General features: G+C 69.4%; 16 protein-coding genes. 10 read left to right on the top strand and 6 right to left on the bottom strand.

From position 1 onward, the window contains the following. The first annotated feature begins 49 nt into the window (after positions 1 to 49). The 4 genes from E8A74_RS09250 to E8A74_RS09235 are packed head-to-tail and all read left to right on the top strand — an operon-like array spanning position 50 to position 3,959. Positions 50 to 832, top strand: a complete 783-nt coding sequence (locus E8A74_RS09250) for an alpha/beta fold hydrolase (RefSeq protein ID WP_136928587.1) — start codon at positions 50 to 52, stop codon at positions 830 to 832. Then, positions 829 to 1,824 (top strand): STAS domain-containing protein, encoded by a 996-nt coding sequence (locus E8A74_RS09245; protein ID WP_136928586.1) that lies wholly within the window; start codon positions 829 to 831, stop codon positions 1,822 to 1,824. Before E8A74_RS09250 ends, E8A74_RS09245 begins: the two co-directional genes overlap by 4 nt. Positions 1,825 to 1,837: 13 nt before the next feature. Further along, the gene (locus E8A74_RS09240) at positions 1,838 to 2,944 is read left to right on the top strand and encodes a hypothetical protein (RefSeq protein WP_136928585.1); all 1,107 of its coding nucleotides are present in this window, start codon (positions 1,838 to 1,840) and stop codon (positions 2,942 to 2,944) included. 13 nt (positions 2,945 to 2,957) lie between these two features. Further along, positions 2,958 to 3,959, top strand: coding sequence for an LLM class flavin-dependent oxidoreductase (locus E8A74_RS09235; protein ID WP_232379454.1), 1,002 nt, complete (start codon positions 2,958 to 2,960; stop codon positions 3,957 to 3,959). Here the strand turns inward: E8A74_RS09235 and E8A74_RS09230 are convergent. Continuing rightward, positions 3,950 to 4,198, bottom strand: coding sequence for a hypothetical protein (locus E8A74_RS09230; RefSeq protein WP_136928584.1), 249 nt, complete (start codon positions 4,196 to 4,198; stop codon positions 3,950 to 3,952). The genes E8A74_RS09235 and E8A74_RS09230 overlap by 10 nt on opposite strands. A gap of 381 nt (positions 4,199 to 4,579) precedes the next feature. On the opposite strand from E8A74_RS09230, the gene E8A74_RS09225 reads away from it, so the two are divergent. Beyond that, a complete protein-coding gene (locus tag E8A74_RS09225) occupies positions 4,580 to 4,972 on the top strand; it encodes a hypothetical protein (protein WP_136928583.1) in 393 nt (130 codons plus the stop codon). A gap of 2 nt (positions 4,973 to 4,974) precedes the next feature. Here E8A74_RS09225 and E8A74_RS09220 read toward each other — a convergent pair whose 3' ends face one another. Together E8A74_RS09220 and E8A74_RS09215 are read right to left on the bottom strand one after the other, a co-directional pair. Continuing rightward, the gene (locus E8A74_RS09220) at positions 4,975 to 6,219 is read right to left on the bottom strand and encodes a radical SAM/SPASM domain-containing protein (protein WP_136928582.1); all 1,245 of its coding nucleotides are present in this window, start codon (positions 6,217 to 6,219) and stop codon (positions 4,975 to 4,977) included. 30 nt (positions 6,220 to 6,249) lie between these two features. Beyond that, positions 6,250 to 9,654, bottom strand: a complete 3,405-nt coding sequence (locus E8A74_RS09215) for a response regulator (RefSeq protein WP_136928581.1) — start codon at positions 9,652 to 9,654, stop codon at positions 6,250 to 6,252. A 312-nt stretch (positions 9,655 to 9,966) separates the two neighbouring features. On the opposite strand from E8A74_RS09215, the gene E8A74_RS09210 reads away from it, so the two are divergent. After that, the gene (locus E8A74_RS09210; RefSeq protein WP_136928580.1) at positions 9,967 to 10,416 is read left to right on the top strand and encodes a hypothetical protein; all 450 of its coding nucleotides are present in this window, start codon (positions 9,967 to 9,969) and stop codon (positions 10,414 to 10,416) included. On the opposite strand, the gene E8A74_RS09205 is transcribed toward E8A74_RS09210, so the two are convergent. Then, on the bottom strand, positions 10,413 to 11,219 hold the full coding sequence (locus tag E8A74_RS09205) for a YwiC-like family protein (RefSeq protein WP_170228989.1): 807 nt from the start codon (positions 11,217 to 11,219) through the stop codon (positions 10,413 to 10,415). The two genes, E8A74_RS09210 and E8A74_RS09205, sit on opposite strands and share 4 nt — an antisense overlap. Positions 11,220 to 11,268: 49 nt before the next feature. Then, entirely contained in the window at positions 11,269 to 11,934 is a 666-nt protein-coding gene (locus tag E8A74_RS53820) for an EamA family transporter (protein ID WP_211365318.1), read from the bottom strand. A gap of 132 nt (positions 11,935 to 12,066) precedes the next feature. On the opposite strand from E8A74_RS53820, the gene E8A74_RS09195 reads away from it, so the two are divergent. The 4 genes from E8A74_RS09195 to E8A74_RS09180 are packed head-to-tail and all read left to right on the top strand — an operon-like array spanning position 12,067 to position 15,727. Then, a complete protein-coding gene (locus E8A74_RS09195; RefSeq protein WP_136928578.1) occupies positions 12,067 to 12,459 on the top strand; it encodes a hypothetical protein in 393 nt (130 codons plus the stop codon). Positions 12,460 to 12,498: 39 nt separating this feature from the next. Beyond that, entirely contained in the window at positions 12,499 to 13,308 is an 810-nt protein-coding gene (locus E8A74_RS09190) for a hypothetical protein (RefSeq protein WP_136928577.1), read from the top strand. Positions 13,309 to 13,310: 2 nt separating this feature from the next. Further along, complete coding sequence (locus tag E8A74_RS09185; protein WP_136928576.1) at positions 13,311 to 13,937, top strand: TPM domain-containing protein; 627 nt, start codon at positions 13,311 to 13,313, stop codon at positions 13,935 to 13,937. Between the two features lie 2 nt (positions 13,938 to 13,939). Next, positions 13,940 to 15,727: a TIM44-like domain-containing protein gene (locus E8A74_RS09180; RefSeq protein WP_136928575.1), complete on the top strand. Its 1,788-nt coding sequence runs from the start codon at positions 13,940 to 13,942 to the stop codon at positions 15,725 to 15,727. Between the two features lie 10 nt (positions 15,728 to 15,737). On the opposite strand, the gene E8A74_RS09175 is transcribed toward E8A74_RS09180, so the two are convergent. After that, entirely contained in the window at positions 15,738 to 16,844 is a 1,107-nt protein-coding gene (locus E8A74_RS09175; RefSeq protein ID WP_136928574.1) for a hypothetical protein, read from the bottom strand. Between the last annotated feature and the right edge of the window lie 14 nt (positions 16,845 to 16,858).

The raw sequence follows: 16,858 nt of genomic DNA, 5'->3' as shown, positions 1-16,858 counted from the left end.
TCGCGGGGGAGGGGTGCATAAGGTGTCTCTCGACCAGAGGAGGGCATCCATGCACGTCACGCAGGCGAACGACGGAATCAAGATTGCTTACCGCAGCTTCGGGGACGGCCCCGAGGCGGTGTTCCTCGTCCACGGGTGGACGGTCTCGGGCGCCGTCCACGACGACCTGCTCGAGCACCTCGATCGCGACGGCCTGCGCGTGATCGTGCCGGACCTGCGCGGCGCGGGGCAATCTGACAAACCCGAGGCGGGCTACTCGATCCAGCGTTATGCGGACGATATCCTCGCCATCGCCGACGCCGAGGGGATCAAGTCGTTCACCGTCGTCGGGCACAGCATGGGGGGGCAGATCGCCCAGTGGCTCGCGGCCTACCATCCGGACCGCGTGAACGGCGCGGTGCTGCTTTGCCCGGTGCCCGCGAGCGGCGCGCCCTTGCCCGAGGAGGCGATCGGCCTCTTCTCGAGCGCCGGCGGCAACCGCGACGTGCAGCGGACGATCCTCGGCATGGCCTGCAAGGAGCTCTCGCCAGCCTCGCTGGAGCGGCTGCTCGACGACGGCGCCCGCACCTTGCCCGAGGCCGTGCGGCTCTCGTTCGACGTCTGGCGCAAGGGCGGGTTCGCCGAGGCGCTCGGCTCGATCAAGGCCCCGCTCCTCGTCGTCGGCACCGACGATCCCTTCCTCCCGGTGGCGGCGCTCCGCGGCGAGATCGTCGCGAAGGTGCGGGGCGCGCGCTTCGCGTACCTGCCGGGGCCGGGGCACTACGTGCAGGTCGAGCGTCCGCGGGAGACGGCTGCCTTGTTGCAAGCCTTCCTCGCCGCGCGCCGGCCGTGAGCCGCGCGCGTCGTGCCCGGACGCGGCTGCTCGCCGCGGTGCAGAGGCGCCGCGCGGGGCCGGTCCGGGCGCGCATGGGGGCGCAGACGCCGGGGCTCGCCGCGCTGCTCGGTTTGCTCGCGCGACGAAGGGAGGACGTGCTGGAGCGCGGCACGGACTGGGTCTTCGCGCTCGCGCCGGACCTCCAGGGCAAGCGGCCGCGCGACGAGACGCGCGACCTCGTCGACCGGGTGATCACGACGAACGTCGCCGTCCTCGCGTCGGGCGATCGGGCGCCGCTCGGCGCGTTCATCGCGTACGTGACGAGCCTGCGCGCGGCGAGCGAGTTCCGCGTCTCCACGCTGCTCCGGGGGTTTCTCTCGTTCAAGCGGGGCGTCGCCGTCGTGATCGCGGAGGAGCGCTGGCCCGCGCGCGAGGCGCTCGCGGCGCTCGGGCTCGTCGAGGAGGTCTATTACGAGGCCATCTTCGAGCTCTCGGACGTGTACGGCGAGAAGCTCGTGGGCTCGGTGGTGGCGCGCAAGCGTGAGCTCGAGGTCGAGCTCGGGGAGAAGCGCGCCGAGCTCGAAGACAAGATCACCACGATCGACGCCCAGCGCGCCGAGCTGCGCGCGCTCTCCTCGCCGGTCCTCCGCGTGTGGGAGGGGGTCCTGCTCCTGCCGCTCGTCGGGGAGATCTCGCCCGAGCGGGCCGAGCACGCGAAGGGCGTGTTGCTCCACGCGATCGGGCGGTATCGGGCGCGGGTCGTGCTCATCGACGTGACGGGGCTCAGCGTGGTGGACGCGCACGCGGCGGGGGTGCTCGGCGCGATGATGCGGGCCACGGGGCTCGTGGGGGCCGAGGGCATGCTGGTCGGTGTGCGCGGCGACGCGGCGCGCATGTTCGTGGAGATCGGCGAGCTTTTTCTGGGCGCGCGCACCTTTGCGACGCTGGGCGACGGCCTCCGGCATGCGATCCGGCGCGTGCTTCACCTTTCGAAGGCGCGGTCCTTCTGATAAAACCCCGGCCGTGGCCCTCCCGCCGAACATCTGCCTGGTGAACGCCGCGCGCAGCCTTTGCGACGACGTGTTTTTTGCGATTGCCTCGACCGCCCGCCTCGACGACGGCACCCTGCGTGCCCTCGCGAAGCGCCGCGCGCCTGTGCTCCAGGCGGCCGCGCGTGGGGCGCCCGGCGAGCACCTCGGCGCGTGGGACACGTGGCTCGTGCGGATGACCGTGGCGATGGCCCCGATCCAGCCGCTGCGCTGGCTCGCGATGGCGGACGTGATCGACGAGGGGATCTCGCTCGAAGGCGGCGCGCGTGGCGTGCGGTCGCTCTTCACGTCGAAGCCGAGCGAGAAGGACGTGGCGCGGGTGAAGGCGTTCGGCGGGTTCGCGGCGCGCGCGCTCGCGGCGGTGCTCGGGGCGACGGGCACGTTCCAGATGGAGGCGAAGTCGCAACGCGGCTGCTTCATCGCGTCGCTCGGGTTGCCCGAGGAGGACGAGCGCGCGCTCGTGAAGGAGGAGCCGGTGCGGGCCGAGGCGCTCGACGTGCCCGAGGGCTTGCCCCCGAAGGTCGCGCGGGCCGTGCTGCGGGGCGCGTTTTACGCGGCGATGCTGGAGGGCGTCGACCCGCGTGAGGAGCAGGCGGTGCTGGTGATCGGCAAAAAGACCGCGCTCCCGGCCGAGGAGATCACGGCGGCGCACGGGGAGGCGCGGCAGCGCATCGAGGCGGCGCGGGCGTTCGGCGCGCCGTGCGTGGATGCGATTCGATACGTGCTGGATGGCGAAGAGGCGAGCGACGAGCTCGCGGTCGCGGCGGCGAAGCTGACGTTGCCCATGAACCACCGCACGGAGGCGATTACGGCGGTGAACGTGGGCGGCAAGGTGGTGCTGGCGAAGAAGCATTCGCTCGACAAGAAGCAACGCGAGGCGGCGCTCGCTCTTTCGTGGGCCGCGGCGTTGCGCTCGGATCCTTCGTACGTGCGGCGGAGCGAGCTTGCGTTCCGGCACGACGCGGTGGCCGCGGACCTCGGGGACGAGGGGGCGGGGAAGGATGCGCGGCGGGGGGTCGAAACGTTCCTTGAAGACGAACTGCGGGCGCTCGTGCCGCTGGTGCCGCCGCCCTTGCCCTGAGGATCGAGGTGCAATGATGGGAATTCCGCTCTCCGTTCTCGACCTGGCGCCTGTTCGGCGGGGATCCAACGCGAGCGAGGCTTTTGCCGAGAGCATCGATCTTTCGCGCCACGTCGAGGCGCTCGGATACCGGCGGCATTGGTTCGCCGAGCATCACGCCATGCCGGGCATCGCGTCCGCGGCGCCTGCGGTGCTGATTGCGCGCATCGCGGCTGCGACGTCGACGATTCGTGTCGGCTCCGGCGGCGTGATGCTGCCGAACCACGCGCCGCTCGTGATCGCGGAGCAATTCGGCACGCTGGAGGCGCTCTTCCCGGGCCGTATCGACCTCGGGATCGGCCGCGCCCCGGGGACGGACCCGCTCACGGCGTCGGCGCTGAGCCGCGAGGATCCGACGACGGGCGACGGCCTGCCCGTGATGCTCGACGAGCTTTATGGGTTTTTCCGTGGCCAATTCAGCGACGATCACGCCTACCATGGCATTCGCGCCGTCCCGGCGCTCGGCAACGAGCCGCCGATCTGGCTGCTCGGGTCGAGCGGCTACAGCGCGCGTCTGGCGGGCCGGCGCGGCTTGCCGTTCGCGTTCGCCCACCATTTCAGCCAGGCGAATACGTTGCCTGCCCTCGACCTCTACCGAAAGTCGTTCACCCCTTCGGCGGTGCTGGCCCAGCCCGAAGCGATGATCGGCGCCATCGTGATCGTCGCCGATACGGACGCCGAGGCGCGGCGCATCGCGCTCCCGGGCGCGCTCGCGTTCCTGCGCGTGCGCCAGGGCAAGCGCGAGCCTTATCCGACGATCGAGGAGGCCGAGGCGTATCCGTGGGCGCCGGAGGAGCGAGCCTTCGTCGAACACTGGTTCGCGCAGAACATCGTCGGCGGCCCGGCGTCCGTGCGCGAGCAGCTCGACAAGCTCCTCGAAGCCACCCGCGCCGACGAGCTGATGGTGCTCTGCGCGGTGCCGGACGCGGCGGCGCGCAACCGCTCGTATACGCTGCTCCGGGAGCTTCACGGCTGATTTTCCGTCTCGCCGTTCGCGGGTGACGTCCCGCCGTTCGTGGAAGCCATGCCGCCGTTCGCGGAAGCCATGCCGCCGTTCGCGGACGTCATGCCGCCGTTCGCGGACGTCATGCCGCCGTTCGCGGACGTCATGCCGCCGTTCGCGGAAGCCATGCCGCCGTTCGCGGAAGCCATGCCGCCGTTCGCGGAAGCCATGCCGCCGTTCGCGGAAGCCATGCCGCCGTTCGCGGAAGCCATGCCGCCGTTCGCGGAAGCCGACCCGCCGTTAGCGGGTGCCGTGCAACGAACAGAGTATCCTGTACGAACAACGAAGCTAACTGTTGATCCGGTCCCTGTGGGTATGGTAACCGTGTGCAGGGGCGAGGGTGGTGGTATGCGCTTGCTGTTGCTGCTGTTTGGGGGCGCGGTGGTGGGGACGGGGTGTGGGTCGTCGGTGACGGCGACGCAGTGCATGCCTCCGAACTGGTGCGCAGAGCAAACGCCCCTCTGTTACAACAGTTGTAGCGGTACGAGCGGGTCCAGTTGCGCCGATTGCTGCGCAGAGCAGCGTAGGACATGCGACAACTGTAGCGGTAAAGTATCCTTCAATACGTGTCGTTGATGTCGAGCACAAGAATCATGCGAACTGCCTTCCTTCTGATCACCGCTGTCGTCCTCGGGGCCTGCGCACGGACGGAGTCTCCTGTCGTTACTGTGGAAAAGGGCAAGGTCGCGCGCATCAACGGTTGTCACGTCCTCCTTGACGAGGCGTACGAGGCGTATGGCGCCAGTCGAGCGCCTCGTGCACTCATGCACTTTGCTTGCGGCGTGCCCGAGTCAGCGCTCGGCGAAAAAGAGTGGTGGGGCCAAAGCCACCAGCCGCCAGGGTTCACGATCGATGTGGGCGACTGCATGCCCCTCGATAACACCTACTATTGCCTGGAAAGTGTCGTCGACGCGGCGTCGGCGACATTCAGGGCCACGTACAAAAAGCCAACGCACCCGTTGGGCAACCTCGAGCGAATTCCGTAGCCCTACGCCTGCCCTTTTCTCACCGGTCGCGTGATCTGAACGAGGCCCTCCACCGGGCCCAGCGGCGGCTCGGGGGCATCCAACGCCTCGACGACGAGCTCGAAGAGACCATGATCGAACGGCTTCCCCTCGGCCGCCGCGGCGGGGACGAGCCGTTCGCGTTTGCCTTCGGCGGCGAGCGTGCGCGCGCGGAAATGGCAATACGGGTTGTTCCCGGGCCGCCCGAAGAGCGCGTGCGCGGTGAACGTGCATCCGCCCATGCAGACCTCGGCGAACGGGCAGGCGCGGCAGAATCCCCATAGATCGTCGGGGGTGCGGTTTCGCGCGAACGCGAGGGCCGGGGCCTCGTCCCAGATCGCGCCGAGGCTCTGCTCGCGCAACGTGCCGCCGACGTAGGGATGGCTTTGAAGCGAGGGACAACCCTTCACCGCGCCGTCGGATTCGATGCCGAGGACACGTCTTCCCGCCTGGCAGCCCATGAAATGGTCGCGACCGCCCTCTTTCACGGATCGCAGGAGCGCCTCCTCGGGGCCGAAGTAGCCGAGGTTGTTGCCGGGCATCAGCGTGATGCCGTCGCGGAAGGCGCGGCGCTTCAGCGCGGCCACGCGCGGCACGACGTCGAGCAAGTCGTAGGGCTGGAGCAGCATGTCCGGGCGATCGGCGGCGCGCCCGAGGGCGGCCGTGATCTGCACCTGCCAGGCGACGATGCCGAGCGCGCGCAGGTGCTCGTAGAGCGCTTCGAGGTCGCCCCGATTGACGCGGTTCACGTTCGTGTTCGCCGCGACGAAGAGGCCCGCCGCGCGCAGGTGGCCGATCGCGCGCGTGGCGCTCTCGAAGCTCGATTTCGCGCGGCGAATGAGGTCGTGCGCGCGCGCGAGCCCGTCGACGCTCACCGAGACGCTGTGCAGCCCCGCTTCTTTCATGGCCCGCGCGAGCGCCGCGTCGATCCCGCGGCCGCCCGTGGTCATCGTCGGCCGGATCCCGGCGGTTTTGAGGGCCCGGACGATGTCGAGAAACCCCTCGTGCAGGTACGCCTCGCCGCCGATGAGCACGACCTCACGCGCGCGGCGCTCCTTCAATTGTTGCACGACGCCGAGCGCCTCTTCGGTCCCGAGCTCGGTCGTCCGCGGCCCTCCGGCGCGAGATCCGCAATGGGCGCAGGGCTGGTCGCAGCGGAGCGTGAGTTCCCAGACGACGTACGCGGGATGGTCGTCGTCGGGGAGCACGGGGACGCGGCGAAGGGGCATGGCGGCGCTCAGAGTACCACCGATCTCGCTTCAGGCGCCGGTGGACGCTGCCTCCCGGGCCCACTCGACCTCGACCGCGGAAGCGAACCCTTCGAACTCGCGCTCCAGGCGATCGAGCAGCTCCTCCGCGCCGTCGAGCTTGCCGGAACGCGCCATGCGTTCGAGCCGCGCGCTCGTCTCCGCCACGCGCTTCGCGCCGATCGCGCCGCTCGAACCCTTGAGCGCGTGCGCTCGCCGTTCGAGGTCCACGGCGTCGCGTTTCTTCAGCGCGCCGCGCAGCCCGACCATTCGCTCCGGGACCTCCGCGAGGAAGGCGCGGCCAATCTCTTCGAGGGCCCCGAGCTCGCGGAGCCCGTCGACCATTCGCATGTCGAGGACCGGCCCTGCGTCGTCCGACACGACCGCGGGCCGCGCCGCCTCCGCGGCGGGCTGCGCGAGCGCCGCGTGACGCACGAGCACGCGCTGCAGATCCACGCGCTCGATGGGCTTCGCCACGTGGTCGTCCATTCCGGCCGCGAGCGCGCGCTCCCGGTCCTGCGGCATTGCGTTCGCCGTCAGCGCCACGATGGGCGTGCGTGGCCGTCCGCCCTCCCGCTCCCGCCTCCGGATCTCCTCGGTGGCGCGGTATCCATCCATCTCCGGCATCTGGCAATCCATCAGCACGAGCCGATACGATCCGCGCTCGAATGCCTCCACCGCGGCGCGCCCGTTGTCCACCGTGGTCACGACGCAGCCGAGCGTCGCGAGCATCTTCTCCGCGACCTTCTGGTTGACCACGTTGTCCTCGGCGAGCAGGACCCGAAGGCCCGCGGTCGCCCCCGAATCGACGAGCGCCTCGCTGCGAGGCGCCTCGTCCCTCGCCGCCGCGTGGGGCCCCGCGACCGCCGCGAGCGCTGCCAGGAGCGCCGACCTGCGCACTGGCTTGTGGATCCGCGCGGCGCGCGCGCCCGGCGGGAGCGAGGGCAGGTCACGCCCCACCGGCGAGAGCAGGACGAAGGAAAGGGACGCGAGCTTCGGGCTCGCGAGGACCGCCTGCACGACGTCGGCGCCGTTCATCCCCGGCATGTCGCGGTCGAGCAAGAGCATGTCGTAGGGCCGCCCCGCGGACGCCGCCTGATGAAGCGAGGTCATCGCCGCGCCGCCGCCGTCCGCCTCGTCCGCCTTCATTCCGAGGCTCGTGAGCGAGGCGCAGAGGGCCGCGCGCGCGGCGGGGCTGTCGTCGACGACGAGCGCGCGGAGGCCCGCGAGGTTCGGGGGGGCGGCCGCGCGCGACGTGTTTCGCGTGGCCTTGTCGAGCCTCGCCGTGAACCAGAACGTCGATCCTCGACCGGGCTCGCTCGTGAGGCCGAGCTCGCCGCCGAAGAGGCGCACGAGTTGCCGCGAAATGGCGAGCCCGAGCCCGGTCCCGCCGTGCCGCCGCGTGCTCGATCCGTCGGCCTGCGCGAAGGCGTCGAAGATACGATCCTGGTCGCCCGGCGCGATCCCCACGCCGGAATCCTTTACCTCGAAGCGCAGGAGCACCGAGCGCCCGTCGTCCTCGACGACCGACACGCTCGTGACGGCCTCGCCCGCGTCGGTGAATTTCACGGCGTTGCCGAGCAGGTTTACGAGCACCTGGCGCAGCCGGCCTGGATCTCCCGTGAGGTCCTTGGGCACCTCGTCGGGCAAACGCAGCACGAGCTCGACGTGTTTGTCGTGGGCGCGCTGGGCGAGCATGTCGAGCGTGCCTTCGAGGAGCGTGTCGAGCTCGAACGGCTCGCGGGCAAGCTCCATCTTCCCCGCCTCCATCTTCGAAAAATCGAGGATGTCGTTGATGATGGAGAGGAGGCCCTTGGCCGAGCCCTGGACGATCTCGGCATACTCCTTTTGCACGGGGGCGAGCGGGGTTTCGAGGAGCAGCTCGGTCATGCCGAGCACGCCGTTCATGGGCGTGCGGATCTCGTGGCTCATGCGCGCCAGAAATTCGCTCTTGGCGCGCGCCGCGGATTCGGCAAGCTCCTTCGCGGCGCGGAGATCGTCCTGCGTGCGCAAGAGGGCCGCGTTGTCCTCGCCGAGCCTGCGCCCCATCCCCACGACGCCGCGCGCCGTCTCGTCGAGCTCGACGACGGCGACAGGGACCGCCTCCTGTTCATACCGGCCCTCGCCGATGTCGCGCACGATGTCATTGATGCGCGTGAGCGGGTCCGCGATGCTGCGGCTCATGGTCCGCGCCTTGCGATAGAGGTAGACGAAGAAGCAGGCGTAAAAGACGACGAGGCCGGCCACCATGTATACGGCGATGCGCCCGATCCGCTTGCCGAGCGTCACGGCTTGCCCGTCGATCCGGGCCTCGGGCACGATGATGACGAGCTTCCAGCCGGTCGCGCCCACCGTGCTCCACGCGACGCGTTTTGCCTCCCCCGCGAGCATCGTTTCGAGGCTCCCCTCCCGCTGCCGCTCCAAGGAGCCCGGAAGCTCGCCAAGGTCCTTGCGTTTGTAGAGGTTGAACGCGTCGGGCTTGAAGGTGTCCTTCAGGATGGCGGCCTGATAATCGTGATTCGTCAGCTCGGTGAGCGCGAAATCACGCTCCCCGCCCGAGGGCAGGGCCAGGATCGTCCCCGCGCGTCCGATCAGAACGCCATACCCTTCCCAGGGGATTTGCAGCCTGAGCACCTGCTCGACGAGCGTGGCCACCGTGACGTCCGCCCCCACGACGCCTTCGAGCACGTCGCCGCGATAGACGGGCGCGATGCACGACGCCATCCAGCCCTGTCCGGCCGGATCGACGTAAACGTCTGTCCAGACGACCTTGCGCTCCGGGTTGTGCTTCGCGTCGGCCTCGTAATAAAAATTATACGAGGGAATGTCCATGTCGGGCGGGTATTGTTTGCGCACGTCCATGAACGGATAGATGCGGTTCATGGAGTCCGACGTGTTCAGGTACGCCTGGACCCACAAGCGGTTGTTTCGGACGATCGAGCGGAGCAGCGGGTCGAGGCGCTCGGTCTTTAATACCTTGTCGCGCTCGGCGTCGCCGATCTGCGCGCGGCTGCTGTAAAAGAGCGCGCTCCCTCCCTCGTCGTTCGTCTTGTAATACAACCCCTCGGGCGCACGTGTGTACCGCTCGATCGCTGCCTTGCGCTCCGCTTCCGAGAGGCGGAGGGGTTCGGAGAGGGAGCGGCGGACCTCGTCCGTGAGCACCCTTGCGCCCGTCATGACGGCCGAGAGCTCCTGGTCGATCAAGACCGCCTCTCGCGACGCGATGCGCGAGAGCTCGCCCGTGGCCACCGTGCGTACGGCGGTCGTATTCTCGCGTTGCACGAACCGGTTTGCGCCGAGGTACGCGAGGATGAGGACGACCTCGACGAGGAGCAGCGGAATCAACGCCGTGCGAAAGAACGCATGCCAGATCCAACGAAAGAGAGGCTGGCTTTGCAGGGTGGTTCGAGGAGGCATGGGTGCGGCCCCTTCGGATCGTGGAGGATCGGCGCGAGGGGGAAGTCTCCAATAGAGAAGAACCTCGTCGGGCCGTCAAGCGTGAGCGACGCTCGGGCTACGCCGCAGAGGCCGCGTTTCGCTTGCGCCCGCCCCCGTGTGCATGACAGCCTTCCCTGCATGTTGAAGACTTGTGTATCTTGTGAAGGTTTCGTCCCCGGGTCGGCTTCGCGCTGTCCTCACTGCGGCGCGGCGGCGCCCACGGAAGAGAAGGCTCCTTCGGCGCTCGCGGGCTTTGGAAAGAGCCTCGCGGCTTTGGCGACGGGCGGGGCCATGGCCGTCACGCTCATGGCTTGTTATGGGCTTCCTCCGTGTGATGCGGTCGATGACAAGGACGGCGACGGGTTTTGCCCCGGCTACGATTGCAACAACGACAACAAGGACATCCACCCCGAGCAGGACGATCCCAAGGGCGACGGGATCGATCAGAACTGCGACGGCGTCGACGGCAACGCCTGGGAGGAGACGCCGGACGCGGGCGACGGCGGGGCGTGCCTCTCGTGCGCGCAAGGCATGTCCACGCTCGGCGCCACGGAGGCCGACGTTTGCCAGGGCGCAGCCCTCGTGGCCTTCCAGACGCTGAAGCAATGCGCCTGCGTGGATGCCTGCGCGGCCGTTTGCCAGGATAACTCCCACTGCACCGGCACCACGACGACGCCCGATTGCCAGGCGTGCATCGACACGCAGTGCAGCACGCAAAAGCTCGATTGTCAGGAAAACTAGGCGCCGCGGAGCGTGGCGACCAGGATTCCGAGCGTCGCCACGCTCGCCCCGATGAGCCCCCACCCGATGCGGCGCAAATGCCGCGTGTGGACCGGGAACACGAGCACCCCGAGCGAGAGCACCACGAAAGGCGCGAGCGCGATCGGCACGGCGCGCGGGAGCATGTCCCGGAGCGCGAGGAGTACGGCCGCCGCGCCGAGCCCGATCGTCGTGACATACGCGGCAACGAGCGTCGCCCGCCCCTCGTGTTTTGCTCGTGCGATCACGGCGCGCACCGCGAACGTCGACATGAGGAACGCCGTCGTCCAGACGGCCCAGGCCACGGCCGCGGGAACCAGCGCGACCCCGCCCGCGAGCGCCACCGGAAAACCCGCCCCCGAGAGCGCCGCCGCCGCGATGATCTCGCCCGCCGCCGTCTTCTCTTCCTTGCGCCAGACGAACGCCATCACGACGAGCCCGAGCACGACCGGCGGGATGAGCCCGAGCCTCGCTTCGGCGGGCGCGAGGACCAGAAACACGCCGCCAAACAGGGCCATCGCCGCGCCGAGCCACGCGAGCCTTCGCGCCGCGCGCGGGCCGTCCTGCGCGCGGGCCTTCTTGCCCCGCTGGCCGAGCAGGACGAGCACCGGCTCGTGCGCGAGGAACGCCGCGACCCACGCGATCGTCAGGCCAAACGCCGCGACCCCCGGCCGGCCGATGGCGAGCGCCGCGACGAGCGGCAAACCGAGCTGCCCGTAGGCGCCGTGCTCGCGCGGCGCGAGCGAACGCACGGGCGCCGGGGAAGCGAGCGGGGCGGACGTCATGCCTTCCCCCATCGCATTCCGCGCGCCCGCTGGCAACGGTCTCCCGGCGCTAGAGCTCCTCGGACTCCTCGGCGCTCGAACGAGGATCGTTCTCCTCGACGAGCTCGTCGATCGTGGGCTCGGCGCGCTGACGTTCCCGCTCGCGCTCGACCTCTCCGTGCTGCATCTCTCGCTGGCGCACGCCCACCGCTCGTTTGGGGTCGTGGTCGGACTCGGCTGTGTGGCGATCCTCGGTCGGCATGGGTGAAGCCTCCTCCCCGCCTGCTTCTTGGGGCGTTTCCTTCGCATCGGAAGGGGCCGCGAGCAGGAGCATCGCGATCACGCCGAGCGCGACGCCGAGCGCACGCCGAACCGTAAAACCCTCGCCGAAGATGAGCGGGGCGAGGGCGGCCGAGAGGACCACGCCGCCGCCGAGCGCGAGCGTGCCCGTCGCGGCGACCGGACCGCCGAGGCGCAGGGCCGTGAAGAGAAGCGTCGTCGCGACGCTGATGCAGAGGCCCGCGAGGCATGCCCACACGACGCCGGGCGTGCTCGTGGGTGTGCTCTCTGCCTCGCGGCGCAGGGCGATCCACGCGACGATCCCGAGGGCCGCGGTCCCTTCGAGGCAGAGCGCGCCGAGGGCGTCGCCGATGCGCCCGCTCGACGCGCGCAGGGCGAGGTAGTGCAGGCCGAAGAAGCAAGCCGCGACGAGGGCAGGCAGGGTCCAGGCGGGCATCCGGCGACCCTAATGTCCCGCGCGGTCCGGTGGAAGAGCTGGCGGGATCTTGCCACCGGCGCGTGTTCGTGAGACACACGTGGACCTGAACTGTCCGCCGAGGTGCCCGTCCCTCGGCGATGCAAGGGGATCGTGAAGCCGCTCCGCCATCTCGTCGCCCTCTGCGTGCCCTTCGTCATGGTCGCCCTCGCGGGAGGCCCCTTGGGTTGCCAGCTCATCGGCCTGCCGGACGCGCCCCAGCCGCCGAAGGTCGAGCTGCCGCAATTGCCCCAGGTGCCCGAGGTGCCGACCGTCGACATGCCTCAGACGCCCTCGGTCTCGCTGCCCTCGGCGCCCGAGAAGCCCAAGATGGACGTGCCTCTCGACGAGGACACCGAGGTTTGTTGCCTGCGGAGCGGCCCCGTCGAGCAGGTCTGCGGCGGCGGGGCGAAGCGCTGCTGTACGATCAAGCTCGAGCGCGACGCCTGCGAAAACCAGGGCGGCCTCTGGTTCCACAGCGTCCGCGGTTGCGCCGGCGCCTGCTGACGACGCACGGACGAGGCGAGGGCTGGTAGACTGGCCCGCATGCCTCTCCGGACGGCGCGGTGTTTCCTTTTCCTCCTCGCTCCTGCATTCGCGGCAGGGTGCTTCCTCGGCAAGGACCTGAAGGACGTCCTCGCCGAGCATCGCGCCCCGGTCGAGGCGAAGCTCGCCAACGTCAAGGCCCTGCGGGAGCAAGCACGCGCCTTGCCCGTGGTGTCGAGCGACGCCGTCCACATCGCGGGGGGCCCTGCGCCGGTGGTGGCGTGGGGCAGCGGCATCGCCGGGGTCAATGCCTCGATCGCATACCTGGAGGACCTCGACAATCTCGCCGAGCTCGGGAACGTGCCGCATCGGATTGCCGCGACGGGGACGATCAATCGATGCGCGTCGGTGCTCACGACGCACCGGGAGCCGTACGACGCGGCGTACCCGCAATCGGCGCCGCCGACGATCAGCAGTTATCGCGCGGACGAGGTGCTCGACCTTTGCGAGGCGCTCCGGTATCTGCTCGTCATCCGCTCGATTGCGTTCGTCGAGCCCTCGGCGCCGACGACGTCCACGGCCTGTAGCCTGTTCGACGCAGGCACGGACGACGGAGGCGCGGCCGACGCCGGGACGTGCCATCGGTTCGACGGCGGGTATCTGAAGGCCGAGGTGCTCGTGTTCGACGTGGAAACGAGCAGCCACCTCGGCGGATTCGGGTTCGTCGCGGAGAACAGCGCCGCGATCGACGTCACCGACGACGGGGCGAACGTCAAGGCGGCCATTGCCGGGAATTTTCGTCGCAACATCGAGGAGGCCCTGAAGGCCGCGGCGCGGAAGGCTCTCCCCGGTCTGCCCACCGAGGATTGATCATGGCGTCGATATCATGGCGAAAGGACGGTGCGGCGCGGGCGCAGATCGAGGGCCTCATCAAGGAGGTCGAGGCGACGTGCTCCGCCGAGATCGTGATCACGGTGCGGCCCCGATCGGGGGCCTACCGCCAGGCCGATTATCTGTTCGGCGTGCTCTGCGCGTTCGTCGGCCTCTGCGTGTACATCTATGCGCCGACCGAGTTCACGGATGACCTCGTGCCGCCGGCGCTGCTCCTCCTGTTCCTCGCGGGCGCCGTCTTGTGCGCCAACCTCGCGCCCTTGCGGCGGCTCCTCTTGCCGAAAGCATTGCTGGCGCGCCAGGTGCGCGCGGCTGCGCGGGAGGCGTTTCTGGACCAGGGGATCGCGGGGACCCGGGACCGCACGGGCATTCTCATTTACATTTCCGTCTTCGAGCGCCGGGCCGAGGTCGTCACGGATATCGGCATCCTGCGCCGCGAGAGCGACGGACAGCCGGGCGAGGCGATCCGCGGGATCGAGCGCGCCGTGGCCGCGGGGTTGCCCATGGAGGGGTTTGCCTCCGCGGTCCGAGGCCTCGGCGCCTGGCTGAAGGAAGCACTTCCGCCGCGCGCGGACGACATCAACGAGCTCAGCGACGAGGTGACGTGACCATGAAACGGCGCAAGCGGCTCCTCGGATCGGTGCTCCTCTCGCTCCTCCTTTTGGGATCCAACGATACGGCCTACGCGCGTCCCGGCGGCGGCAGCTCCTTCAAGGGAGGAGGCTCACGCTCGTCCGGCAGCAGCAGCAGCCCGAGCCGATCGTCGAGCAGCAGCAGCGGGAGCCGTTCGTCGAGCAGCAGCAGCGGGAGCCGGTCCTCCGGTTCGAGCTGGGGAAGCCGGCCGGTCTCGATCGGCGGCACCACCGGGAGTGGATCGAGGAGCTCCGGCGGCGGCACGCCGCGCAAGACAGTCTGGGCTTTTCGAGATCAGAGTGGGGCTCTTCGCGCCCGCGAAGCCCCCTCGCCCGGCGCCTCGATTTATGCGGCGCCTGCGCCGCACGCGCCCATTCCGATCGGGCCCGACACCACGTCGACGGCCGAGCGTGTCGCCGGGTTCGTCTTCGGCGCCGGCTTCTTCGCCGTGGGCGCGGGCGTGCTCGCGGCGCCCATGTTCCTCCTCGGGCTCTTGCTCCGGAGGCAACGAAAGCGCAATCAGCTCGACGTGGGCTGGTCCTCCGCGGGCCATCTCTCCGCGCCCATGTACGCGCCGTCCGAGCCCGAGGAGAGCCCGGCCGAGGTCCGCCGCAAGATGGAACGGCTGCGCGGCCAGGACCCGGATTTCTCGGTCATCCTGCTCGAAGACTTCATCACCGCGCTCTACGCCGAGGCGCACACGGCCCGCGGCTCGAATGCGCTCGAAAAGTATTCGCCTTATCTTCGCCCGACCGCGCGGACGACCCTCGGCAGCTTGCCGCGCGTCCCGGTCACGACCGTCATCGTCGGCTCGCTCCGGCTCGTGTCGTTCGTGATCGATACGCGGACCCAGCAGAGCCGGCTCGTCGTGGAGCTCGAGTCGAATTACACCGAGGATCCGCAGGGCGCGCCCCCGACGTCCTTGTACGCGCTGGAGCGCTGGACCTTCGTGCGCGCCTTGGGCGCGCGCTCGCGCTCGCCCGATCGGGTCCGCTCGTTCGTCTGCCCGAACTGCGGCGCGCCGCTCGAACGCACGACGCACGGGCGCTGCACGTATTGCAGCCAGGCCGTGGACTCGGGGCAATTCGACTGGGTCGTCGAGCGGATCGACCTCCTCGCCCGCGAGGCACGCGGCCCCATGCTCACGGGCACGACGGAGGAGGAGGGCACGGAGCTGCCCACGGTCTTCGATCCCGGGCTCTCGGCGCAACGTATGGAGATGGCGCGGCGCGACGCGTCCTTCACGGAATCGACGTTCTTCGGGCGCGTGCAATGGATCTTCACCGCCATGCAGCACGCGTGGACGTCGCTCGAATGGAACCGCGCCCGGCCTTGCCTGACGGACCGGCTGTGGAGGGCGCAGAGTTACTGGATCGACGCTTATCGGCAGCAGGGGCTCCGGAACGTGACCGAGAATGCGCGCATCCTGCGGATCGAGCTCGTGCGGATCGCCTCGGATCGGTGGTACGAGGCCGCGACCGTGCGGGTGCATGCGACCGGGCTCGATTATACGATCCGCGTGGGAGATAACGCCGTCGTCGGCGGCCGGCGCAACAAGGAGCGCGCGTACACCGAATACTGGACCCTCGTGCGGAGCGCGACGCAACACGGCCCCACGCGTGCCGCGCCGGCCTGCCCGCAATGCGGCGCGACGCTCACCATGGAGATGGCCGAGCGCTGCGGCTATTGCGGGACGCTCGTCGAGGCAAGCACGTTCGACTGGGTGCTGAGCCGGATCGAGCAAGACGAGGCCTACGCCGGTTGAGCGGACGCGCTCAGCCTTGGTTGCCCACCATGGGCCGGGGCAGCGACCGATCCCATAGTTCCTCGCGATATGAAAGGTCGCCGAGGAGCCGCTCGAAATCGGCGATCGGCATGCTGCACCGGCCGTATTCGTCCTCGATCCGCACGTTCGCGCCTTCGAACCAGCGTTCGTGTGGATCGATGGGATCGTCGTAATGCACGACTCCTTCCGCCCCGTCGACCGAGAGCACCAGGATCTTGTGCTCCGCGTGCCGGATGGGCTCGCCCCCTGTGTTGCCCTGGAAGCTCGTCACGGCGGGGAGCACGATCGTCGCGAAGACCGGCTCCCCTTTGCGCGTCGATTGCTCGACGATCGAGAGCCCGTCGCGCGCGAGGTCGGCGACGCCCTCCGTCGAGATGCCGAGCTTCGCGAGCGCCTTCGCCATCATCGCGTGCTGCGTCGAGAGCGTCTTCCAAGGTTTGCCCGTGACCGCGACGAGGAGACGCTCGAACGCGCCCATTTCGAGCCCGCCCCCGATGCACTCCTCGCCCTTGAAGTGGCAGTCCATGATGTTGTCGTAATCGAGATCGGGATACGCGAACTCCATGCACGCGGCCTGGAAGATCCGGCTGATGGGATTGCGGCCGCGCTCGCCGGCGCTCGGCAAAAGGATGTCCTCGTCGCAGACGAGCTCCCCGCCCGACCGCAGCGTGACCCGTCCGGACGCGGAAATGAGGCCGGCCACGAGGCGCGCGTATTCGGCCGGATCCTTCATGGCGAGATAAATCTCGACGCACGTCGCGGCGCACGTGCCCTTGAGCCCTTGGTTGATGCGCCCCGGATTCGCGAGGTTCTGGACGAGCTCGCCGAGCGCCCGATTTCGGCCTTCCTCTGCCGCGAAGAAGCTCCAGAGCGGGCGCGTCGCGATGGCCACGAGTGATTCCACGAGGGGATGCCCGAGCGCGTCGACCCGCGCGAGCCGCCCGTCCCCCGAAAGCACACGCAGCGCGTCATCGATCGTCGCGCGCCAGGGCCGCGGAGGCTCCGTCCATCCAGGAATGCGGCTCGGCGGTACCGTCCACTGTTCGATGGTGCCGGCGAGCTCTTCGAAGAGGCTTTCGACCGTGACCGCGCTCATTCGATCCTCCCCCC

The organism is Polyangium fumosum, from assembly GCF_005144585.1.
GTDB classification, from domain to species: domain Bacteria; phylum Myxococcota_A; class Polyangia; order Polyangiales; family Polyangiaceae; genus Polyangium; species Polyangium fumosum.
Note: the sequence above shows the minus strand (reverse complement) of the source record. Positions and strands in the feature narration are given on the sequence as shown.